Below are 24,465 nucleotides of genomic sequence, written 5' to 3' on the forward strand. Positions count from 1 at the left end.
CATGCTTTATCATGACTGAAATTAAAGTTGTTGATGCGCATCTGCTACAATCCGTTCAATTTCTTTTTCATCAATTGACGTGCAAACCTCATCCTGATATTTAATATAGGCTAAGAATTCGATATTTCCTTCGCCCCCCTTAATCGGTGAATACGTTAATCCGAGTACACTTAACTCTAACGCCGTAATAAAATCCAAAATTTCTTTCACTACTTTTGCATGAACCTTCGGGTCACGAACAATTCCTTTTTTACCGACTTGGTCTTTTCCAGCCTCAAATTGAGGTTTTATCAGCGCAACAACCTCACCATTCTTTTCTAATAACTGCTTTAAAACCGGGAAAATAATTTTCAATGAGATAAACGAAACATCGATGCAAGCAAATTGTGGTGCACCGTATGCTAAATCCTCCGGCGTCATATATCTAAAATTTGTACGTTCCATACAAATAACGCGTTCATCTTGACGCATCTTCCAATCTAACTGATTATAACCCACATCAACTGCATATGACAATTTCGCCCCATTTTGTAACGCGCAATCCGTAAAACCACCCGTAGAAGCACCAATATCGATAATAATCTTATCTTTTAAATCAATAGGGAAAGTTTGAAGTGCCTTTTCTAACTTTAATCCCCCACGGCTAACATACGGACACACATTTCCCTTAACCGTGATAACTGCCTCCACAGGAACCTTTTCCCCTGGCTTATCCACTCGTTCTTGATTGACTAGAACTAATCCCGCCATAATCGCCCGTTTAGCATTTTCGCGGGAACTAAAATATCCTAATTGGGTTAATAATACATCAATTCGTTCTTTTTTCATATTTTTTTGACACCGACCTATTTATTAATGACTTGCTTAATTTCCTGTTTCACGTCTTGTAAACTAAGATGTAACTCTTCTAAAATTTCTTTAACGCTTCCGTGTTGAACATAAAGGTCAGGAATTCCTAACCTTCTTACATCAACCTCTTGTTTTGTCTGATTATAATATTCCAAAATCGCCGTTCCTAAACCACCAATGACTGCTGATTCCTCATAAACAATAAGCGGAACCTTTTTAAGTGCCAATTCATCTAGCAATTTCGTATCTAGCGGCTTAATAAAACGGGCATTAATCACGCCGACTTTCATTCCAAGTTCGTCGTCTAATTGTTGAGCGAGTCCTACAAACTCATCTAAAATAGGTCCCATTGAAATAATATAGGCGTCTCCCCCTGCCTTCAACGTAGACCATGATCCCACTCGAACACATTGAAGCGACTCATAATTAACATCGACTTTTAAAACCTCACCACGTGGATAACGAATAACAACTGGCCCCTCTATCTGATAAGCGGTATACATTAAATCCCCAGCTTCCTTCGCATCCTTAGGCATCATCATGACTAAATTTGGAACAGGCCTTAACATTGGAATATCATAAATTCCCTGATGGGTCTCCCCATCAGCACCTACAATCCCCGCACGATCCACACCAAAAACAACATTTAATTTTTGACGGGCAATATCGTGGTGAACTTGATCAAAGGCACGTTTAAAAAATGTAGAATAAATCGAGACAAAAGGCTTCATCCCTTGCGTGGCCATTCCACCTGCCATCGTCACCGCGTGCTCTTCCGCAATTCCGACATCAATTAATCGATCAGGATACAACTTTTGATAATCATTTAACGCTGAACCATTAATCATCGCTGGCGTTATCACAGCAACACGAGAATCATGTTTCGATAGCTCAATTAAAATATTGCAAATATGTTGACTCCAAGAGATGCGTTCTTGATCCCGAACCGCGCAAATCGCTCCCGTCTCCTTATTAAACTTCCCAACTCCATGCCATATTCCTTGTTTATCTTGCTCTGCGTAAGTGTAACCTTTTCCTTTTTTAGTTTTCACGTGAATAATAACCGGCTTATCTACGGTTTTCGCTACATTTAAATTTTTAATGAGTTCCTCTAAATTATGTCCATCAATCGGCCCTAAATATTTAAACCCCATTGCATCAAATAAACTTTCACCGATTACAAAACGTTTGACCCGCACTTTAGCGCGCGACATGAGACGTTTTAACACCACGGAATTTTTCAATAAACGCTTCACGCGATGTTTCGTTTTTAAATAAGAGGCATTTGTGCGTAAATTTCCAAAAATATTATGCAGGGCTCCGACATTTTGAGAAATAGACATCTCATTATCATTGATAATAACAATAAGTCTTCGGTTAGTATGTCCAATATGATTCAGTGCCTCGTAAGCCATTCCACCTGTTAATGATCCATCTCCAATGACAGCCACTACATGATAATTTTCTTTCTTTAAATCCCGGGCGTAAGCCATTCCAACCGCCGCAGAAATCGAGGTTGAGGCATGTCCTGTCTCCCAACAATCATGAGGTGACTCCTCGCGCTTTGGAAACCCTGATAATCCTTTATACTGTCTTAACGTATTAAATCGTTGAGCTCTCCCTGTTAGTATTTTGTGAGTATATACTTGGTGTCCAACATCCCAAATGAATTTATCTTCTGGCGTATTAAAAACTTTATGCATCGCAACTGTCAACTCGACTACCCCAAGATTTGAGGACACATGTCCCCCAGTTTGTGATAAAGAATCAATCAAAAATGTTCTAACATCATCGCATAAAACTTGCATTTCCTGAATGGATAAATTCTTGATGAATGAAGGATCCGTAATCTTGTTGATGTCGTACATCCTAATCACTCCAACCTTGTTCCATCTATTAATCTTTATCTAATCCTTTATATCATATCATATTTCGACGTTTATTCCTATCTCGGGACCTCTTTTTCTATCGTAGCCCTCGTTTGGGCTTTGGACTTACTATTTCATCAAGAAACGAACACTCCTCTTTTTTTGATGGCGAGATAAACGATTGGGTGGAGTCTCCTCACGCCTTCAACAGAAACAGGCCTCAAGAAGCTATCACGGCATCCCCTATCCTATAGCCTCACAATAAAAGGCGATTATGAATAATCGCCCCCGCTATTAACTTTGACGTTCTTTAATGAATCGTGCAATGGCCATAAGTAGTGTCGTGTCATATGGGATTTTATCCAAAATGACAGACGATGCATTTATCTCCTCATCTAACAATGTTTTAGCCCCAGCTAATGTTGCTAAAGAGACATACGTATTTTTACCATTTTCCATGTCACTACCTACATCTTTTCCAATAAGTTCACGCTCTCCCTCAACGTCTAGGATATCGTCTTTGATTTGAAAAGCAAGACCGATATGTTTTGCAAATTGTCTTAAATCCTGTAGCAGCTCCTGTGAGATACCGGCGATAATTCCTGCAGCCGCAACTGAAAATTCAATGAGACATCCCGTTTTATGTAAATGGACCTCTTTTAATTGGTCAAGCGTCAATTGTTTTTGTTCAGCTTCCATATCAAGTACTTGGCCAGCAACCATCCCCGTCGGACCAGCTGCCTCAGATAGATGAGCAATTAACTGTAGTTTTTGCATGTCAGTCAGCCCGTTATCTTGACAAATTATACGAAAAGCGTGTGTTAATAGACCATCACCCGCCAAAATAGCAATCGCCTCCCCAAATACTCGGTGATTAGTCGGCTTGCCCCTTCTAAAATCATCATTATCCATTGCGGGTAAATCATCATGAATTAATGAATACGTATGAATCATTTCAAGGGCGGCCGCTGTTGGATATCCTTTTTTTGCATCCAACCCTAATGTTTCTAAAACGGCGAATAAAATAATCGGCCTTAATCGCTTTCCACCAACAGATAACGAATAGAGCATCGACTCCTTCAATTCATTCGGAATATTTTCTTTTTCAATTAATCCCATCATATACGCATTAAAGGATTCTCGATGAGAATTTATATATTGTTGTAACATCCCTATTCCCCCGATACCTCGAAATCAGTCATGGCTCCGGTTGGATCGACAAGCTTTGCAACCTCCGATTCAATTTGTTGCAGCTTTTGATGACACTCACCAGACAGTAACATCCCCTTTTTATAAAGATCGATTGACTGTTCTAATGGCAAGTTCCCTGCTTCTAATTGACGAACCACTTGTTCTAATTGGCGCAACGCCTCATCAAAGTTTAATTTTGTTTCACTCATCTTTGCATCACCTCTTTATTAACTTTCACTTGTTTCAATTTCCTTCACGGATGCTCTTACCCTTCCATCATCTAATGAAATTAAGAGGTCCTGTCCCACAGAAATATCTTGAACAGTCGTAACCATCTCATCTTTATCATTCGTCAAGACGGTGTACCCCTTTTTTAAAATGGATAAGGGGTTTAGTAACTCAAGTTTAGTTAGTAAAACCGTATAATCTTGTTTCGATTGAGAAAGGTGTTGAAGCATTAATTGCCGCAATGTTTGATCTTGAAGGAGTAAGGACTGCTTGGCTTGGTCAACGCTAGCTTTAGGATCTAATTGGAGAAGTCGATGATGCAACGTCCACCATTTTGTTTGATTTCTTGTCAGTTGATCCTGCAACACATAATTCAACTTTTCACTCAACTGATCCACATACATCAGCCTCTGTTCAAATAACGCCGCGGGATTTTTCATAATATAATGATTGCAAAGTTGAGTAAGATAATCCTTTTTCTGTTTAAACTGCAAATTAAAGTTGTGATTTAAGCGTGCGTTTAGCTGATTTAAATGTTTTAAAACGTCTGGTAAATTAGGAACTGCTAACTCCGCCGCGCCGGTTGGGGTTGGAGCGCGATGATCGGCAACAAAGTCTGCAATCGTAAAATCTGTCTCATGCCCGACCGCCGAAATAATAGGAATCTTTGACTCAAAAATGGCCCGTGCGACTCCTTCCTTATTAAAGGCCCATAAATCCTCAATGGACCCGCCTCCACGACCGACAATTAATGTATCCACTAGATTCATCGCATTGGCCTGTTTAATACAAGAAATAATTGAGGCCTCTGCTTGTTCTCCTTGAACGAGGGCAGGATAAACATAAATGGTGACCATTGGAAATCTTCGCTTGATGGTCGATATAATATCTCGGATTGCCGCCCCTGTTGGAGAAGTAATGACACCTACTGCCTGAGGATAATCAGGGATTTTTTGCTTAAAGCGAGCATCAAATAAGCCTTCTGTTGCTAGTCTTTCCTTTAGTTGGGTATAGGCGACATAGAGATTTCCGATTCCATCTTCGGTCATCTCTTTTACGTATAGCGAATAGGTTCCTCCCGCTTCATAAACGGTAATGTGCCCCTTCACGATGACCTGCATCCCTTCCGTTGGAACAAATTCTAAATGTGAGGCGGCACTCGCAAACATTACGGCATTGATTTGTGCCTCGTCATCTTTTAGCGTGAAGTAAAGATGCCCACGTGAATGCCGTTTAACGTTCGATAACTCCCCCTTAAGTAAGAGATGCTGCAGATTCTTATCATAATCAAACTTTAACTTAATGTACTTCGTTAACGCTTTAACGGTTAAGGGTTGCCTTTGCTCCATCCATCCCACATCCTACTTAAGCTAAATGCTTACTTATTTGATCTAATACTTTGTTATTGAAACTACGGGCTTTTCCATCTCCCGTATCTGAAAATTCCTTCGTTAATTCAACGGCCTCATCCATAATAATTTTATGAGGAGTCTCCTGACAAAATTTCATTTCATAAACAGCTAAGCGTAAAATCGCGCGGTCTACTTTATTTAAACGTGAAAAGCTCCATCCTTTTAAGTTAGCCTCAATTAATTCATCTAACTCTTGTTGATGAGCCAATACACCTTCAACCAATTCAAAATAAAAATCTTCTAACTTAAATTGACGTTCAATTTCAAGAATTTGATGTGGTGTAACCTCTTCTGCTACAAGCTCTAGCGCTTCTTCCTTTAATCCTTCAACTACTAGTTCAACATTTTCGATGGCTTCTTCTTTAGTCATCTTCCCAACTTCCATTTGGTATAATGTTTGTACTGCAAATTGACGTAATACATGACGAATCACACAAATCCCTCTTTCTATTCAAATCTTCTAAGTTGTTCAATTTATCAACTAACAAATAAATGGTTCATGAGTTAGAAAACCCACGTCGTTTTCTTATCACTCAAACCCTTTGGTCCAACTCTAACTGATAAATTCATCTGGACATATTTATATTGTATACTATTTTTTCAAGTTTCAATTATATATGTTATCATATTTATTAAAATTTTGCCGAAAAAAATAAAAATAAACCACTGAAAGTGGTTTATTTTTATTCAAAATCAATTGAAACGACATGAACATAGATTTCTGATGTTTTAACTGCTGTCATATGATAGATCATTTGGTGAATATTTTTTTGGATTTTTTCCGCAACTTCATTGATTGCGTATCCCACTTTAATACTCACATAAACATCTACAACTAATCCATTCTCATCAAACTCAACTTCAACACCATTTCGATGTTTTTTACTGTTAAATGTATCGGCAATTGATTGTGAAATACTTTCAAACATTTTTGAAACTCCATCAATTTCTGCTGTCGCATTGTGAGCAATCACTTCAAAAACCTGTGAATGAATTTCGATATTCCCAATTTCTTGATTTGCTTCGTCAATACGATAATACTTTGAAACAGCCATCACCATTCTCCTCCAATCATATGCAACTACTATAATAATACTATAGTTTGAACCGTTGTGCAAATACTATCCCTGCAGGAAAGAAAAAACTGTAAATGAGAAGAATGTCCATTTACTATCACCCATTTGATGAAGCTTCATATACTATACCGACTAGCCTTTCATCTGTTAGCCGCGGCTAAAATTTATCCCCCCCCTATTTAATGACTCGTGAAAGAAATAGTTAATCCTTTTGGATCGATTTCCTTTTAGATAAACGTTAGCCCTATTAAATCAAGTAATGGAGTGATGACTATGCTGAAAAAATTAAGCGAAGTTGAATGCCAAACAACGGTTAAAGTCGCTAAACTTATCGCAACAGGTGTTTTACGTGAGCGATTACTGGCCCTTGGTGTCACAACTGGGGCTTTAATTGATGTGATAAAAAAAGGCCCTAAAAATAATTTAACGGTCTATAACATTAGAGGTGCAATGATTGCCTTGCGCGAGGAGGAGGGAAGCTTGATTATGGTTCAACCAATTCATGATTGATAAGGAGGAATTTGTATGGGATTAACCTATCGTTCAACCAAAAGGGAAGCCTTACAAGATTTATTCGCCATCGATAAAACCGAAGATCAGTTCGTCATTGCCCTTACAGGTAACCCAAATACCGGTAAAAGTACTGTCTTTAATGCTTTGACAGGGCTACACCAACACACAGGAAACTGGCCTGGAAAAACGGTGACAAATGCCCGGGGAGAATTTAAAACGAAGGAGCATGATTACGTGCTTGTTGATCTACCTGGAACCTACTCTTTATTCGCCACATCGGAAGAAGAGTTAGTGGCAAGAGATTTCATTTGTTTTGGACAACCCGATGCAGTTGTCGTTGTCACGGATGCCACTGCCCTTGAACGCAATTTACACCTTGCCTTTCAAATAATGGAACTCACGACCCGAGTCATTTTATGCATCAATCTGATTGATGAGGCAGAAAAAAAAGGAATCGTTGTCGATCGTCGTGCCATTGAACAAGAACTAGGAGTCCCTGTTGTTTTAACCTCAGCCCGCAGTAAATTAGGACTTGATGAACTGACCACAACCCTTGATCAAATCATTAACAATAACTACCCCTTCGATTACCAACCCCTTACATATAACGAAGAGACAGAGCGTCATATCCACCAACTCCTTCCCCTTCTCGCTAACAACTATAAAAATCTCAATCCCAGATGGCTCGCCCTTCGTCTGATCGATGGAAACGAAAGTATTTACCAATCTATGAACCGCTATTTAAGTCCAGAGGAAGCGGATGAATTAATTCAAATTGAAAAAACATTACCTCGATCATTAGCTAAAGATGAAATTCGAGATCACTTGACCGAGATCAGTTACGCTAAAGCCGAAGAAATCAAACGAAATTATGTTTATTTACTCGACAAACAACAGTTAGCACGTGAGCGGGATTTAAAAATTGATACCTGGATTACCTCTAAGCGCTTTGGCATTCCTTTAATGCTCTTGCTTTTACTAGGAATTCTTTGGCTAACGATTGCAGGAGCCAATATTCCATCCGAACTTCTATCTAACTTTTTTGCGTTCCTCGGCCGTTACATCAGCCATTTTTTAACGGCCATTCACACCCCCCAATGGTTATATGAATTGCTTTTAAACGGTGTTTATCAGACACTTGCCAATGTTATTTCTGTGATGCTCCCCCCTATGGCCATCTTCTTTCCGCTATTTACAGCCCTTGAAGATTTAGGTTATTTACCACGCGTCGCTTTTAACTTAGATCATTTATTTAAAAAAGCGTGTGCTCATGGAAAACAGTGCCTGACTATGTGTATGGGGTTTGGCTGTAACGCCGCCGGGATCATTGGTTGCCGGATTATCGAATCCCCTCGTGAAAAACTAATCGCCATTTTAACGAATAACTTTATGATTTGTAACGGACGTTTTCCGACCATTATCGCCATCGCGAGTGTCCTCCTTTTAAATGTGGACCTTGGTCCCATCAATGGAACACTTGCGAGTGCCCTCGTTGTAGGTCTGATTGTTATTTTAGGCGTCTTCATCACTTTAGGCGTCTCCTACCTTCTATCAAAAACCATTCTTAAAGGCGTCCCTTCCTCTTTTACCCTTGAATTACCTCCCTATCGTACACCCCAACTTGGTCGGATTCTTTACACGTCTATTATTGATCGAACACTTTTCGTCTTAGGACGTGCCGTGATGATCGCCATTCCAGCGGGGATCATGATTTGGTGCTTAAATCACCTTTATGTTAACGATTTGAGTCTTTTAACCCATATCGCAAACTTTCTCAATCCCTTTGCGACGTTAATTGGACTTGATGGATTTATTTTAATGGCGTTTATCTTAGGGATTCCTGCAAATGAAATTGTCATTCCTATTCTACTCATGTCTTACTTATCGAGTGGCGTGATGGTTGAATTTGATAGCATTCTTTCCCTTAGCCAAATTTTAACTGAGCATGGATGGACATTACTGACCGGGATCAATGTTTTACTCTTTACGCTTTGCCATTGGCCATGTTCGACAACCCTCATGACAATCAAAAAAGAAACGGGTGGATATAAATGGGCGATTCTTGCTTTCCTCATTCCAACGCTTATTGGATTTTTACTCTGTTTCATCAATACGCTCATTTTTCAACTCTTTGGTTGGGTGTAAGAGGAGGACCCTCACTCATGCCCTAGAAGTCGCGCTTTTAAAAAATTCCCCCTTTAAATCACACGCACGAAAAAAGAAAAAGACACAGATGTTTACCCGCAAAGGGACGTACATCGGTGTCTTTTTAAATATAGCGCCATTCGTTCTATAAAACCTCTAATGAATAAGGGGAGCCTTTCACCTGAGTCATCAAAAACTTTACGATTTTTGGCGATCTTCGTAACGTTCTTGTAAATACAGTGCAATCGCATCATCATCGTGGTGACGAATAACACCCGTTGCAACTTTTTTAATTTCGTCAACCGCATTTTCAGGTGCATACGCCTCGTCGGCTAACTCAAACATCGGGAGGTCATTTAGATTATCACCAAATCCAATGACTTTCTCAAAGTCAGCATATTTCATTAACGCCTTAATTCCATTTGCCTTTGAAGCATTGGTACTATAAAGCTCCATATACCCGTATCCTTCTTCACGCGTACGATAGTAGGTCGCTCTGATTCCGTCGATGGATTGGACACGGCGATAGGCTTCCTCAATGATTTCTAATCGATCAAAAACAAGCATATTTACGATTTTATTCGTTTGAATGACCTCTTCGAACGAATGAACTTGTTTAAATGTTTTTAATTTCGCATCTTTACGTTGATGATAAAATGTTTGTGCTGCAATGTTTGGAAGTTGACGATAAAAAACGGATAATTGATCCTCACAAATTCCGTAAATCATCGGTTCTAAGTGACATTGATCAAAGATCGTGATCGCTTCCTTAACTGCTTGTTTATCCATATCAACAATTTCAAGGTATTTTCTATTTTTTAAATCATAAATTCCTACGCCGTTCATAATCGCAATCGGCATATTAATTTCTAATCCTTCAAGTAAATCAATCACCGTCGCATGCGTACGTGCGGTTGCAACCGTAAACTTTACCCCTTTTTTCATTAAGTCATTAATGATTTCACGACTTTTTGATGAGACTTGACTCGATTTGTTTAATAATGTCCCATCTAAATCCGAAACAAATAACTCCATGTCCTCACCCTTCCTTCATGTTGTTAATTTTAATTATACTAAAAAAGCTATCAGACACCAAGAAAAATCCTCTTATTTTATGACAAGTTTCTGATACCTCGTGCGACAATAGGCCTTATCACCTTCTATGTTAACATCTAATCATTTCTCACCTAACGTGTATAGGCGTCCTAAAAACAAACCTTACCTCGTTCAAACGTTTATAAAAAGACCCCTGTTGGGGCCTTTTCGTCTTAATGAGATTTTTTAGTTTCCTGATTGACGGCTCCCATTTTATTGGTTGAAGCCCATTCGTTACTAAATTCGGTTTTCATTTGATGGTCATCTGTATTTCCAACGGCAGACGCTCCACACCATTGATTATTTGCTTCCGATTTTTTAGCTTTTTTTCCTTTTTCATGGCATTTTCCATTACATTTACAACTCATCAAATACCGCCTCACTTTCTTGTCGAATTCTGACTTTAGTAGTGTGCGATATTTCATCGAAACTATGCATGATACCTTTAGATAAATGAGTTAAGCATAATACCCATGAATTTTAATGTAGCTATGCACGCCATCTTTTTGAGAGAGTGGAAAGTCTTTCAAATCATACGAGTGTTGACAGATTAAGTAATCTGTTAACTCACCGTCCACATCGAAAACTTTTGAAGTCACAATCATCGTGTGGGTAAGGACACCATTAATGCGCTTTTGCACAAGGTCCCCAAGTTCTAACTCCTCATAACGACAAAACGTGGCATAAACACCATAGTTTTTCGTTCCCTGTTTATTATTGCCAATCAAATAAGTTTCAAATGGTTTAGCTGACGTCCAGGAAGGTGTCCGCTTTGCATCACTATACCAATACCATTTCTTAGTCGAATCACTTCCTGATTCATCAAACGGGATTTCTCCTGCCCGTAAGCACTGTGAAATAAAATTCGTACAATCCCCACCGTAATTTTCATAATCGTGATAAACACTATTACGATCAAGCGCCCACTTTCTAGCATAATCAATAGCCTTTTGTCGGTTGTAACGTTTTAGTTGCATGCCTTACTCCTCCCCTCTTTATACCTTATTCCACTCCTGTAGAATTAAAACAAAAAAACCGATGATTTTTCGCAACAATCCCGATACGTTAGTTAAAAATTCTAACCTATTGGGTTTACCACGTGTTTCAATCGGTTTTTTTATTATCCTATCTTCATTTGCATTCTATATCTTTTTTCTTCCGCATCATTTGCCCATACAAAGTGACCCGCTTTTATTTCCTTCCATTTCGGTAAATCCTCTGAATAATCATGTTCTTCCCCTGTATAGACCACTAATTTTTTATTTTTTTCAAGGCGTGGGTCTGGAATCGGAATCGCTGAAAGTAATGATTTCGTATACGGATGAAGCGGATTTAAAAATAATTCTTCTGCTTCTGCCAACTCCACAATTTTACCTTTATGAATCACAGCAATCCGATCGGAAATGAAACGCACAACCGATAAATCATGCGCAATAAATAAATAAGTTAACTCTTTTTCTTGTTGGAGCTTCTTTAACAGATTTAAAACTTGCGCGCGGATGGAAACATCAAGTGCGGAAATCGGTTCATCAGCTACAATAAACTCAGGTTCCATCACCATCGCACGGGCAATTCCAATCCGTTGGCGTTGTCCTCCCGAAAACTCGTGAGGATATCTCGTTAAATGTTCAGGCAAGAGACCAACAGACAATAGCGCCTCACGAACTTTTTGTTGACGCTCTGTTTCATTTTTATAAAGACGAAAATTTCGCAACCCTTCAGATACAATATAATCAATAGTCGCTCGTTCATTCAAAGAAGCAGCGGGATCTTGAAAAATCATTTGCATTTTTTTGATGAGTTCTTTATGAAGACGCGCCCCCACCTTTTGATTAATCTTTTTTCCTTTAAAGAAAATATCCCCTTTCGATGTCTCATGAATACGCATTAAAGCCCGACCAATGGTCGTTTTTCCTGAACCGGATTCCCCAACAAGCGAAAATGTCTCTCCTTTATAAATATCAAAATTCACATTTGATACAGCGACGTACTCATCAAATTTAATTTCAAGATCGCGGATTGAAACTAAAACTTCTTTCTTCTCTGTTCCCACTAACATTTCCTCCTTGATAAATCATTACCATCTTCTGATGAAGCCCTTCAATCGCTTTTGGGCGTTTAAAAAATGGAACTCGCGGATCACATAGCCACGTTTTTGCATAATGAGTCGGTGTAATTTCAAAAAAAGGCGGCTCCTCTTCAAAATCAATACGCATCGCATACTGATTACGTGGAGCAAATGCATCCCCGACAATGTCATGATATAAAGAAGGCGGTGTCCCATGAAGCGAAAATAAACGTTCTCCCTTTTGACCTAATTGTGGAAGCGAAGAAAGCAACGCCCACGTATACGGATGAGCCGATTCATAGAAAATCTCCTCTACCTCTCCGTACTCTACAATTTGTCCTGCATACATAACAGCTACCCGATCAGCCACATTGGCCACTACCCCTAAATCATGCGTAATATAAATGGTGGTAAACCCTTCCTCTTGTTGTAATTGTTTAATTAAATTTAAAATTTGGGCTTGCACGGTCACATCTAAAGCCGTTGTTGGTTCATCACAAATTAAAATTTGTGGACGGCAAGCTAACGCAATCGCGATCACAATCCGCTGGCGCATTCCGCCTGAATACTCATGAGGATACGCATCAAATCGCTCGGCAGCTTCTGAGATTCCGACACGTTCCATTAGCTCAATCGCCAACTGTTTCGCCCGCTTTCGTGAACAACGTTGATGCTTCATCATCACCTCTACAATTTGCGATCCAATCGTACGAACCGGATTAAGTGAGGTCATCGGATCCTGAAAAACGGTCGCAATCTTAGCCCCGCGAATCGACTCCCATTCCCGCGGTTTTTTCTTTTGAGCAAGCTCCTCACCGAAAAAACGAATACTTCCACCGCTAACCGTCCCGTTAGATTCCAACATTCCTGTTAGCGACTTCATTAACACAGACTTTCCAGATCCAGATTCCCCAACAATTGCAAGTGTTTCCCCGCGATACAAATCAAATGAAATGCGGCGAATAGCTTTAAGTTGGCGGTCTCGCACTTTAAAGGTGACCTCTAAATCTCGAATGGATAAAATAGTGTCCCTACCTTTCATAACTCATCCCCCTTATCGATGTGTCCTTGGATCTGAAGCGTCTGCTAATGTTTGACCAATGACATATAAAGAAATCGTCACTAACGCCAATGTTAAAACAGGAGCCCAAAATAAGTGGGGATATCCATTAAAATAATTGGCATATTGGTTAATCATTCTTCCAAGAGACGGAACAGCCACGTTCAAACCAATTCCTAAAAATGATAACGTGACTTCTGTTGAAATAGCCGCTGGAATTTCTAGAGATACATTCGTCATAATAACGGATAGCAAGTATGGCAAAATATTACGACTAACTAAACGCAACATCGGTGTCCCAAGACAAGATGAAGCGAGATTATATTCGCGATCACGAATAATCATCACTTGTGTTCGAATAAAATAAGCCGTCGATAACCAGCCCGTCAAACACATGGCTAAAATTAATTGCCAAAATCCCCTTCCAAACGTATACAAAAGAACAGTGACAATTAAAATATAAGGAACACTTGAAATAATATTAAAGACCTCAATCATCACTTTATCAATGGCCTTTGAAAATCCCCAGACGGCCCCTACAACAACGCCAATCGATGTATTAATACAAGCAACAATAAATCCAACTAATAACGAGGTCCTAGTCCCCGCCCAAACAACATCCCAAACTGAGTTTCCAACCCCATCTGTTCCATAAGGATATTGTAATGAAATCCCTCGAAATCTCATTTCTGGACGATTAATATTAGGGGAATTCATCGGATCATAGCCTGATAATTCTGGTTGAATTAAGGCAACAAGTATAATAACGACCATCAGTAATAACAAAATAACCGTGCTCTTCTTTTTAAAAAATTGCTTTGAAACAGACTGCCAATATGAATAAGATGGGGCCTCAATCTCTTCAGCTACCCGTGCATCTACTGTGACAAATTCAAAACGTGAATCTTGCACCGTTAATTCCCTCCCTTATCTTCAAGACGTATCCGTGGATCAATTTTAGTCAATAACCAGTCCCCTAAAAATGTCGATAGAATACTTAAAGTTGTAAAAATAAACGTTAGCCCTACCACCATCGAATTATTATAAATCGAAATAGAATCGGGTAAAATTTTACCCATTCCTGGAATTCCATAAACCCCTTCGGTAATTAAGGCGCCAGAAATACAAAAAATGATGGCTGCAGGGATTCCATGAACCATAGGAATGATCGCATTTCTAAAAATGTGTTTTGAAAAAATTTCGCGCTCTGAAAGTCCCTTCGCACGTGCAAATTTGACATAATCCATCTGGCTTTGGTCAATCATATAGCGGCGCATCCACATCATGCGGCTAGCTGTAGCACCTAAAGTTAACGACAAAATAGGTAAAATGTAAGACCTTGGATCCTCTGCCCCTAACATAGGGAACATCGAAGGTAAGCCAAAATATTTTCCACCGATAAAGCGAATAAAAACAATATAAGCAAGACCAGGAATGGCATTCATGAAGATGATATACCACTGCCCCAAACGATCCCCCCACCGACCTTGATGGCGCGCCATATAAACCCCAAGTGGCAAGCCAATCACATAAGTCAACACAAGCGAGATAAATCCCATAATAAACGAAATCTTCATCATGGATGGATCCGTTCGAATGGCATCGCAATCTGCATAATGATCACTAAAGTTCTTCTTCTCTAGGGCATCCAACGTTTCCTTATATCGACACGTGTAATAATTAATCGAGCTCGCTTCTTGACCATTAATAGGTTCTTTAAGCTCCTGTTTCACCTTTTCTCCCTGAGAACTCGTAATGACCTCTAATACTTCCTGTCCACTATACGTTGGATAGGAAACTCCTAAATTCAGTTTGACTATATTTTGATGAATAAACGGAAACTTTTGATCAAAATATATTAAGTATTTATTTTCGCACCCCGAACACATCAACGCCAGACGATCATTAAAATCTTTTCCAACATAAATTTGGCGTTTTAGGGTCGCCTCTTCACTCTTTACCCGATTAGGCGAATCAATTTGAATTAAGTTGGCCCACCAATTAAGTGCACGTTTTAACGGTGAAATCTCTTCAAATGAATAAGCCTGTCCGGATTCTTCAAAAAAGGATACTTCCCATCCTTCCTCTTGTTTAGAAGATACAAACTCTTTTGTTTCGCTTGAGTCCGGTAATAAACAACGAACATACTCTCCATTCGCGTCGCCGTAAAGTCCTCTACAATAATCTTGAATCGTCTCATACTTCAAGTAACCCAACTTTTCCCATTGAATATATTTATAATTCAAGTAATCATCCGGTCTTTTTTGCAACTTTTCTATATTTACATCTGAAAAAAAGACTCGATCACGAGGGACTACCGAATAAACAAGCGTAAAAACAATCGTCATAACAATAAAAATCGACAACAATGATCTTAAAAACCTTTTAATTAAATATCGTCTCACTCAGCTTTCTCCCCTTTCACCTTTTATTTAAACTGAGTCATCCAGCTTGATGATCATCACCCTTTCCCCAGTTACCATCCTGCCAAGCTCTCATTGACGGATGTTTGAAAGGCCCTAAAAAACCGAGCCCTACCTGTAGCTATTCCCTCGTTCAACCCCTTTTCTACTTATAATTTTTTTATTATTTTATACCAAATACGATAGCATTTTTTCATATTTTTTGTTAAACCTTTCGTCAAAATTCATGTTTCCCCATTTCTAGCTCTTAACATCTATGGGCAAATAAAAAAGGACAACCGTTACAATGAACGGAATCCTGTCCTTTATTTTTTCATTCAACAGACGTTACTTCGTTTTTTGTTGATTCATTAGCATCTTTTCTCCGACTTCTACTAATCGTTTCGTAATCATTCCGCCAGCTTTAGCTGATAAAAAGGCATGTTGTGCCTCTTGATCTAAACATGATTCTTTTGAGGCAAACTCAGACGCAAACTCAACATCAGAAAATTGATTTCCACCTTTTAACCCTTGATGACTACAATGTTTCATGAATAATCACCTCCAACAGTTATTAATATACCCAAAACAAAAAAACTCATGTTAAAAATCCATTTAACACGAGTTTATTTTCCCCTATCCATCTCTTTTAAAGTTTTTATTTCTTTTTCTAATTGTTCTAAACGTGACATTAGTAATTCAACCGTTTCCTGTAAGCGCACAAGATGTTCAATGTCTGGTGTTGAACCTGAGTCAGTCGACGCTCTTGAAGATTTAGGCAATACGTCATCTTCAGATGAAGCCCCTTGATTGGAGGAAGTCTGATTAGAACTTCCCTGTTTATTTTGACAATGAGGATTATCTACATTAAAACTATCTGGTGTAAAATATCGCCCGGGTCCTTGCTGATAATATTGCTGCTGCGCATTATACGTTTCAATCGCTTGTCCAACAAGTTGTAACCAGTTGCCCACGGCATTTTGTACATTAAATGGTAACTCATTTGAAAGAACGTTACCCAGCAACTCACCGACCACGATGAACAACTCGGGATTCACGTTTTGAAAATCCATAGTATCACCACATTTTTCAAGTAATCTGATCTCTCACCTTAATCTATGATTAAACGTTCCTTCATATGACTAAATGTACTCTTTTTATTTACTTCCATCTAATTGAGCGAGAATACGTGTAAATTTCACTAAATCCTTTTCTGATTGAACCTCTTTCCCTGACTGATAAAATTTCACCTTTGGATCACTTGATTCTATTGCTTTTTCTTCTCGCATTAATTGTTCTAAACGTGAAACTGTCCCCGAACTTCCGTCAACGATATGAACCGTCGATTCAAACAATTTTTCAAACTGAGCACGAAAAAGTGGAAAGTGAGTACATCCCAAAACAACGGCTCCATACTGGTTCACCGCCAACGGACTTAAACATTTTTCTAAATACGGAAGCACTGTTCGATCTGAAAAATCTAGCGCCTCGGCAAAACGAACCAAATCGGGTAATGGAAGTAAGTCCGTTTGATGTTTCCCATCAATTCGCTGAATCAGTTCATGCATCTTTTCTTCTTTCAATGTCAACGGTGTTGCAGTGACTAAGACCCGCTTCGAACCGTCACTCACACACTCTATGGCTGGTTTTACCGCCGGTTCCATCCCAATGATAGGAATATCATACTTCTCACGAAGCGTTGTAATAGCGATACTTGTCGCTGTATTACAAGCAATAACGATCATTTGTGCTCCTTGTTGAACTAAAAAGTCAACGGCCTCTAACACATACATTAACACTTCTTCTTTAGGTCTTTTCCCATAAGGTGCATGTTCAGTATCTGCATAATATAGATATTCATGATGAGGAAGGCGTTTTAAAGCTTCGCTTAAAACAGTTAACCCTCCAATACCTGAATCAAAAAATCCAATTTTCATGTTAACCTCTCCTACACTTTAGGCATCTAAAATTTTATTTAGCTTCTATGTTGTTTTATGTGCATTATATCACGAAAAAACCTTCCTTGACTACCTCCCCACGACGACTCATCCTTAAAACTTTATTCTTAATTAACACTTTTTATCCCCCCCATATTAATATATAGAATAAAGAGCTTTTAATGCCGCGCCATCAAATTCATACGCCTTCAACATTTTAAAAAATTCTATTCTAGCTTTCTATAACAAAAGGAAGGGGACGATTCCCCTTCCTTTTGTTATAGAAGTAACCGGTTACCTCAAGAATAAAAAATCGGTAACCGGTTACTCAGTGGCATTAAAAAATAATTAACATCTCTCAGTTAATTCTTTTATCAAAATTTGTTGGCTTCCTTGTTTAACGTTATTTTCTAAAATCGTCCATCCTTGCTCCCGGTAATAATCACCCGAATTCGCTAATAAATATACATTAGAATATCCCTGCAATTGGGCGTAATGAAGGACGTGATTAATTAATAACTGCCCATAGTTATTTTCGCGATCATTTATTTTCATGTACACTGAACTCACCCAAGGACCTTCAATTGTATCCGTTAACGGAGCATTTTCAATAAAATCACAATAACCAATGATTTGATCATCCTGAATTAAAACAAAAAAACTTTCTAATCGATCTTCAGAGTATTTAACACCGTTTTCCTTCAGATAAACATCCGAGGAATTACTATTTTGTTTCCAAGTCTCCTCAATAAATGGAATAGCCGATTCCTTCACAGCAGAATCTTTTTTAACCTTTACAACTTTTAACATACGTTCTCCCCCTATAAAACTATAGCCATTACTTATTATTTTTTCTTAATGTTCGCCAATCTAAATCACCCTGATCAAGTGCTCTAATAAAGATCTCTGCCGATGCTAAATTTGTTGCAATAGGAACAGCATGGACATCGCATAAACGAATTAATGCTAAAATATCCGTCTCATGAGGTTGTGGCGTTAAAGGATCTCTCAAAAAGATGACTAAATCAATCTCCTCTGTGACAATCATCGCCCCAATTTGCTGGTCACCTCCAAGCGGACCTGAAGCTAATTTATTTACTTTTAGTGACGTTCCCTCTTCAATACGCTTTCCCGTCGTTCCTGTTGTATACAATCCATATTTTTCTAAAATAGATTCATATGCAAAACAAAAATTCACCATTTGATCCTTCATTCGGTCATGTGCGATTAATGCAACATTTAAATTCAAACCATTCACCCTCATTTCATGATTCTAGTTAGGCATAATCCTATCCTATCACCTTTATTTTTAAAATTCCATTTATTTCAATCTAAAAAAATCAACACAGTTAGATATTTTATGAGCTTTCATTACAATAAAAAAGAGAAGTAGATAAAGTTTGTGTTTACTTTATCTACCATTTTATAGGGGGGGAACTCTTTTTTAAGACGATCTACATCTTCTATACGGCTAAATCCCATTTATTAATGGTTAATTTAACTTCTTTATCACTTGCAAATTCCACTTGTGTTGATGTTAAATCCGCATATACAGTTGATGTCATCGTATGCGCCCCTTGTTGCGCAAACAACTCAACTGAATAAGTATCCATTAAGATACGGAGTGATAATTTTCCATCTTTTAATGGAACAGGCATTTCACGATAATTAAGTCCCTCAATGCCACTTCCGCTTTGACGACGATCAAAACTTAGCACCTCACGATCAACATCGTAAGCGATTGTTGTCTCTTGATTTTCGCCCTTCATCACTTTTATTTCAAAACGTTGAGCATCGTTTAACTCTACTGTCAAGTCCATATCGATATGACGCCCCTCTACGCCTGCTAACTGTTGAACACCTGTCACTAACAAGTCCTCAAAACGAACTAAATTAGTACGATAGTTTTCGATTTCACGAACAGGCCACTGATATAAAATATCATCTTTTACCGTTAATTCACGCGGAAGCGTCATCGATGACACCCAACCTTGCTTATCAGTTGGCATATTGCGATGCCAAGATTGCATCCAAGCAATCATTAAACGGCGCCCATCCAAACTTTCTGTTGTTTGAGGTGCATAAAAATCTAATCCATAATCAAGTTCTTCCATCTTACGGAAATCATAATGTGCGGAATCATAGTCTAAATGTCCTAAACAATAAACCGTTGTATTCGTATTTTTATGTCTAAACTCATCTTCAGGTACCCCTTGTGGCGACATAATTAAGACGTCTTCTCCATCTAAGTGGAAGAAGTCTGGACACTCCCACATGTAACCAAACTCATGATTACTTTCTCCGACTAAACCAACATATGTCCAGTGAATTAAATCCTCTGACTTATATAGTAAAACACGAGCACTATTTTCATCACTCTTGCTTCCTAAGATACAATAGTATGTCTCTCCCTTTTTCCAAACTTTTGGATCACGGAAGTCTGTTAAACTAGAATGCGGAGGCATTTCCTCTGTTTTAATGATTGGGTTTTGAATATATTTTTGATAATTTACCCCATCCCCAACTGCTAAACATTGAACCTGTCTAACATACGATTCATCTTCTGGATTAGGATTAGTGTGTCCGGTATACATTAATACATGTTTTCCATCCACCTCGAACGCACTTCCTGAGAAACATCCTCCTGTTTCATAAGATTGATCTGGCGCTAAAGCAACCGGAAGGTATTCCCACTTGATTAAATCTTTACTCTTCACATGCCCCCAATGCATCGGCCCCCACTTAACATCGTAAGGAAAGTATTGATAAAACAGGTGATACTCCCCATCATAAACTGAAAATCCGTTAGGATCATTCATCCACCCAACTTCCGGCATATGATGAAATCTATTTCTATCCTTTAAAGAAATAATCTCGTCTTTTTTCTTTTCCACATATTCACGTGCCTGCTGTAACGGTTCACTTGTTCCCTGAATAAACAATTCTTTTTCCATTAACACGAAGCCTTCACTCCTTCTATTTCCCATTTCTTTAAGAACACTCTTTTTTAAAAGCGTTTTACTTATGATTCTATTTTATAATAACTTTATTTTTTTATCAACCTTTTTTATTAAAATTTTACTATATTTTAAACAAAAAAAGGAACCTTCCTTTTAAGATTCCCTCTCATAAATCATTACAATAAATTCATAAGTCGAAACAATAAATCTACCTATCTCTACAAAACCTACCTTTAAATACATTTTAATTGCCCGTTGATTAAACGAGGCTACAGTTAACCGAAATTTACTAAAACCAAATTGATGTTTTGCGTAGTCCATTCCTATTAAAAAAAAGCGAGCCCCGTAACCTTTACCACACAGCAGGGGATTCATCCCCAACCCAATATCTAAATAATCCTGATCCCGATAAAACCCTTGCTCTACTCCTAAAGAAACTTGTGCAGCCGTTCCGTAACAAAAAAAACCTATTAACTCACCTTCTTCACCAATTACACAATAATACTGATCTTTTAACAACACGTGAAAATCTGAGTTTGTTTGTTCAAAATCATACCAACTATAAGGAGGAGCGTAATGCCATACCAATATTTTTAACGCATCTATCTCGCTCATCCGCCTCACTTTTACTTTCATTTTATCCCCCCATTATACAAAAAATCCAACGACGATCGGAAACCTCGTTGGATTATATGCCACAAAGGGCTAAAGCATTAATTCAATATTATAGATGATATAAATTTAGATATTTTTCACGCAAATAATCTAAGAAATACTTAGGATTAAGCGGCTCTTTGGTCACATGTTCAACCAATTGTCCAGGGGTATACACCTTTCCATACGAATGAACATTTTGCTTCAACCATTCAAAAACAATTGATAAATTCCCTGATTCTATCTCATCCTTAAGTTGTGGAAGTTCCTTTTTCATCTGATGATAAAACTGAGCGCCGTATAGGTTTCCTAGCGCATAGCTTGGAAAGTAACCGATCATCCCTTCAGCCCAATGGACATCTTGCATTAATCCCTCTGCATCGTTTTTCGGCTCCACGCCTAAGTACTCTTTATACTTTTGATTCCAAATCATTGGAAGTTCGTCAATGCCAACCTCTCCACTCACCATTAATTTTTCAATTTCATAGCGAATAATAATGTGTAACGAGTAGGTTATCTCATCTGCCTCCGTCCGAATAAGCGAAGGAGATACCTCATTTATCATTTGGTAGAACTCCTCTAAAGAAACCGACTGATAAGACGGCATAAACTCTTGTAATTTTGGAAAATAAGCTCTCCAAAATGGTAAACTTCTCCCAATTATATTTTCGTAAAAACGCGATTGAGATTCGTGAAGTCCCATCGATGGCGCTTCATTCACCCCATATTCTGCCCAATCATGAGGCATATTTTGATCATAAATAGCATGCCCGCCTTCATGAATCGTGCTAAACAACGCACCTTCAATTGAATTTTCATAATAATGTGTGGTAATCCTTATATCTTTGGGCCCTAAAAAAGCTGTAAAAGGATGCTCTGTTTCATCAAGTCGCCCTGCTTCATGGATGCGATATCCCATTTGGTTGAGTATATATAACGCCAACTGAGATTGCGATTCTTTTGAAAATGGCCCTTTAGGCCGACGGAATGACAGTTGCTTTGCCTCCTTTAACTCCGCTAAAAGTTTAACAAGCCCCTCTTTAAGGTCAGCAAAAATCTCGTCCAACTCCTCTACTGTCATCCCTTTTTCAAAGTTATCTAAAAAGGCGTTATAGATATGCCCCTCGTACCCCACGCATACTGCTTGCTGTTTTAACAAATCAATAACACGCGCAAGATGGGGTTTAAAAAGTTCATAATCACCTTTTTCTTTCGCCCTTTTCCAAGATTTATTACTTATCGCTGTCGCCATCGATAATTCCTTTTGCAGGGATTCCGGTATTTTTTTATTTTTATAATAAATATTATAAAACTCTTCAATCAAGCGTTGCTCATACAGATTAAATTTATCCTCTTCACTCAATAAGACACCCAGAGCTTGCTCAATTCTATAATCCGTTGTTAACTGATGATAGTTAGACGATAAGTACCCAATCACTTCACTTCGATAATCGATTGCTTCCTCAGGAGCCATTACCTCAGTATCCCACGACACAACACTTAACGTCGAATTCATATAATTCATGAGTTTTCTTTGTTCCTTTAAAAACCTCAATGCTTTTTCTCTATCCAAGATCATTCCCCCTCTTTTCTTCTATTTAAATATTTTACCATATTTTTCTATTTTTGGTTGGGGTTTTTTCAAATATAAAAAAGGAGGCCCTTCGGGCCTCTTAAAACAGGGGATGATTTATAAATATTGGGATGAAAAGAGAGAATATTACGAAGTTTTTTTGGGGAGAACTCCGTAACTTTTTATTAGGGTAGTGTCTTGTTCTTCAAGACATTTATTATTATAGCATATTTGTACTTCAAAATGTGTCTTTCATGTGTTCTTTGTCGTTTTTTATCAAAAAAGATTAATTCGTTATAAGAAACGATCACTCTATCCCCACATACCTATCATTAAACTTCCCATGGTAAACACAGGTCTTAGTCCCATACCAATCATTTCACATTTCAACCTAAATATTATTTTTAAAATTGGAAATTTTTCTTACCTACATAAAAAAGGAGGCTCTTACGAGCCTCTTAAAACAGGGGATGATTTATAAATATTGGGATGAAAAGAGAGAATATTACGAAGTTTTTTTGGGGAGAACTTCGTAATTCTTTAATTAGGGTAGTGTCTTGTTCTTCAAGACATTTATTATTATAACACAATCCTTTTACACAATGTGTCCTTTTTGTGTTTTTTTTTGTCGTTTTTTATCACCATTATAGCTAGATTCTACAATAATGAAACAACAATATCGTCTAATCATGATCGCCTCTCTTCTTAACTTACCCATCGGTTTCATTTTTTCACACAAAAAAGGAGGCCCTTCGGGCCTCTTAAAACAGGGGATGATTTATAATATTGGGATGAAAAGAGAGAATGTTACGAAGTTTTTTGGGAGAACTTCATAACTTTTTAATTAGGGTAGTGTCTTGTTCTTCAAGACATTTATTATTATAACACAACTCTTTGATACCATGTGTCCTTTTTGTGTTTTTTCGCCCTTTTTCAATCTTCTCTACAAAAAAAGGAGACTCCTATGAGCCTCTTAAAACAGGGGATGATTTATACTATCAGGATGAAAAGAGAAAATATTATGAAGTTGTTTAGGGAGAACTTCATAACTTCTTAAATTAGGATAGTATCTTATCTTTCAAGACATTCACTATTATGCCATACTCTCTATCTATTGTTGTGTCTTTTTCGTGTTTTATTCTACCAATTAAAAAGGAGGCCCTAAGGCCTCTTAAAACAGGGGATGATTTATAAATATTGGGATGAAAAGAGAGAATATTACGAAGTTTTTTTGGGGAGAACTTCGTAATTTTTAAATTAGGGTAGTGTCTTGTTCTTCAAGACATTTATTATTATAGCATATTTACATTTCAAAATGTGTCTTTTTTGTGTTTTTTCTCTTTTATTATCGATAAACGTTGAGAGTAAATAAGCAGCCTTGTTATGATAAAGTTCCACACACGAACTCCTTCTTTACTATCTCAAGCATGATAA

24 protein-coding genes are annotated in these 24,465 nt (G+C 38.0%); 2 read left to right on the forward strand and 22 right to left on the reverse strand.

Features of this window, described 5'->3' with window-relative positions; translation table 11 throughout:
• Positions 1–21: 21 nt before the first annotated feature.
• From AC6I0I_RS06590 to AC6I0I_RS06620, 7 genes are all read right to left on the reverse strand, one after another.
• A complete protein-coding gene (locus AC6I0I_RS06590) occupies positions 22–828 on the reverse strand; it encodes a TlyA family RNA methyltransferase (protein WP_262953608.1) in 807 nt (268 codons plus the stop codon).
• Positions 829–845: 17 nt separating this feature from the next.
• Positions 846–2,717: a 1-deoxy-D-xylulose-5-phosphate synthase gene (dxs, locus tag AC6I0I_RS06595; protein WP_262953609.1), complete on the reverse strand. Its 1,872-nt coding sequence runs from the start codon at positions 2,715–2,717 to the stop codon at positions 846–848.
• A 294-nt stretch (positions 2,718–3,011) separates the two neighbouring features.
• Positions 3,012–3,887 carry a polyprenyl synthetase family protein gene (locus tag AC6I0I_RS06600; protein WP_161831628.1) on the reverse strand — a complete coding sequence of 292 codons (876 nt, stop codon included), beginning with the start codon at positions 3,885–3,887 and terminating at the stop codon, positions 3,012–3,014.
• Positions 3,888–3,889: 2 nt separating this feature from the next.
• Positions 3,890–4,117 carry an exodeoxyribonuclease VII small subunit gene (gene xseB, locus AC6I0I_RS06605; protein ID WP_161831629.1) on the reverse strand — a complete coding sequence of 76 codons (228 nt, stop codon included), beginning with the start codon at positions 4,115–4,117 and terminating at the stop codon, positions 3,890–3,892.
• Between the two features lie 18 nt (positions 4,118–4,135).
• Entirely contained in the window at positions 4,136–5,485 is a 1,350-nt protein-coding gene (gene xseA / locus AC6I0I_RS06610) for an exodeoxyribonuclease VII large subunit (protein WP_161831630.1), read from the reverse strand.
• A 16-nt stretch (positions 5,486–5,501) separates the two neighbouring features.
• A complete protein-coding gene (gene nusB / locus AC6I0I_RS06615) occupies positions 5,502–5,981 on the reverse strand; it encodes a transcription antitermination factor NusB (protein WP_161831631.1) in 480 nt (159 codons plus the stop codon).
• Between the two features lie 250 nt (positions 5,982–6,231).
• Positions 6,232–6,603, reverse strand: a complete 372-nt coding sequence (locus AC6I0I_RS06620) for an Asp23/Gls24 family envelope stress response protein (protein ID WP_161831632.1) — start codon at positions 6,601–6,603, stop codon at positions 6,232–6,234.
• A gap of 294 nt (positions 6,604–6,897) precedes the next feature.
• Between AC6I0I_RS06620 and AC6I0I_RS06625 the strand changes: the two genes are divergently transcribed.
• Positions 6,898–7,134, forward strand: a complete 237-nt coding sequence (locus AC6I0I_RS06625; protein ID WP_161831633.1) for a FeoA family protein — start codon at positions 6,898–6,900, stop codon at positions 7,132–7,134.
• A 15-nt stretch (positions 7,135–7,149) separates the two neighbouring features.
• Positions 7,150–9,282 (forward strand): ferrous iron transport protein B, encoded by a 2,133-nt coding sequence (gene feoB, locus AC6I0I_RS06630; RefSeq protein ID WP_161831634.1) that lies wholly within the window; start codon positions 7,150–7,152, stop codon positions 9,280–9,282.
• A 198-nt stretch (positions 9,283–9,480) separates the two neighbouring features.
• Here feoB and AC6I0I_RS06635 read toward each other — a convergent pair whose 3' ends face one another.
• The 15 genes from AC6I0I_RS06635 to AC6I0I_RS06705 form a co-directional block, all read right to left on the reverse strand.
• Positions 9,481–10,317: an HAD family hydrolase gene (locus AC6I0I_RS06635; RefSeq protein WP_161831635.1), complete on the reverse strand. Its 837-nt coding sequence runs from the start codon at positions 10,315–10,317 to the stop codon at positions 9,481–9,483.
• Positions 10,318–10,550: 233 nt separating this feature from the next.
• Positions 10,551–10,745 carry a hypothetical protein gene (locus AC6I0I_RS06640; protein WP_161831636.1) on the reverse strand — a complete coding sequence of 65 codons (195 nt, stop codon included), beginning with the start codon at positions 10,743–10,745 and terminating at the stop codon, positions 10,551–10,553.
• A gap of 90 nt (positions 10,746–10,835) precedes the next feature.
• Positions 10,836–11,354 (reverse strand): amidase domain-containing protein, encoded by a 519-nt coding sequence (locus AC6I0I_RS06645; protein ID WP_161831637.1) that lies wholly within the window; start codon positions 11,352–11,354, stop codon positions 10,836–10,838.
• Between the two features lie 143 nt (positions 11,355–11,497).
• Positions 11,498–12,430, reverse strand: a complete 933-nt coding sequence (locus AC6I0I_RS06650; protein ID WP_262950623.1) for an ATP-binding cassette domain-containing protein — start codon at positions 12,428–12,430, stop codon at positions 11,498–11,500.
• On the reverse strand, positions 12,384–13,487 hold the full coding sequence (locus AC6I0I_RS06655; protein WP_161831639.1) for an ABC transporter ATP-binding protein: 1,104 nt from the start codon (positions 13,485–13,487) through the stop codon (positions 12,384–12,386). The genes AC6I0I_RS06650 and AC6I0I_RS06655 overlap by 47 nt, the downstream gene beginning before the upstream one ends.
• A 12-nt stretch (positions 13,488–13,499) precedes the next feature.
• Positions 13,500–14,417, reverse strand: coding sequence for an ABC transporter permease (locus tag AC6I0I_RS06660; protein ID WP_161831640.1), 918 nt, complete (start codon positions 14,415–14,417; stop codon positions 13,500–13,502).
• A gap of 2 nt (positions 14,418–14,419) precedes the next feature.
• On the reverse strand, positions 14,420–15,910 hold the full coding sequence (locus AC6I0I_RS06665) for an ABC transporter permease (RefSeq protein WP_161831641.1): 1,491 nt from the start codon (positions 15,908–15,910) through the stop codon (positions 14,420–14,422).
• Positions 15,911–16,255: 345 nt separating this feature from the next.
• Entirely contained in the window at positions 16,256–16,459 is a 204-nt protein-coding gene (locus tag AC6I0I_RS06670) for a spore protein A (protein WP_161831642.1), read from the reverse strand.
• 74 nt (positions 16,460–16,533) lie between these two features.
• Entirely contained in the window at positions 16,534–16,980 is a 447-nt protein-coding gene (locus AC6I0I_RS06675) for a hypothetical protein (protein ID WP_161831643.1), read from the reverse strand.
• A gap of 84 nt (positions 16,981–17,064) precedes the next feature.
• Positions 17,065–17,844, reverse strand: a complete 780-nt coding sequence (gene murI / locus AC6I0I_RS06680; RefSeq protein ID WP_161831644.1) for a glutamate racemase — start codon at positions 17,842–17,844, stop codon at positions 17,065–17,067.
• Between the two features lie 348 nt (positions 17,845–18,192).
• Complete coding sequence (locus AC6I0I_RS06685) at positions 18,193–18,654, reverse strand: GNAT family N-acetyltransferase (RefSeq protein ID WP_161831645.1); 462 nt, start codon at positions 18,652–18,654, stop codon at positions 18,193–18,195.
• Positions 18,655–18,682: 28 nt separating this feature from the next.
• The gene (locus AC6I0I_RS06690; protein WP_349769631.1) at positions 18,683–19,093 is read right to left on the reverse strand and encodes a methylglyoxal synthase; all 411 of its coding nucleotides are present in this window, start codon (positions 19,091–19,093) and stop codon (positions 18,683–18,685) included.
• Positions 19,094–19,307: 214 nt separating this feature from the next.
• Complete coding sequence (locus AC6I0I_RS06695) at positions 19,308–20,798, reverse strand: glycoside hydrolase family 32 protein (RefSeq protein ID WP_237658904.1); 1,491 nt, start codon at positions 20,796–20,798, stop codon at positions 19,308–19,310.
• A 159-nt stretch (positions 20,799–20,957) separates the two neighbouring features.
• Positions 20,958–21,440: a GNAT family N-acetyltransferase gene (locus AC6I0I_RS06700; RefSeq protein ID WP_161831648.1), complete on the reverse strand. Its 483-nt coding sequence runs from the start codon at positions 21,438–21,440 to the stop codon at positions 20,958–20,960.
• Positions 21,441–21,528: 88 nt separating this feature from the next.
• Positions 21,529–23,031 carry a carboxypeptidase M32 gene (locus AC6I0I_RS06705; RefSeq protein ID WP_161831649.1) on the reverse strand — a complete coding sequence of 501 codons (1,503 nt, stop codon included), beginning with the start codon at positions 23,029–23,031 and terminating at the stop codon, positions 21,529–21,531.
• Positions 23,032–24,465: the final 1,434 nt, after the last annotated feature.

Source organism: Turicibacter sp. St.80E1, assembly GCF_059728495.1.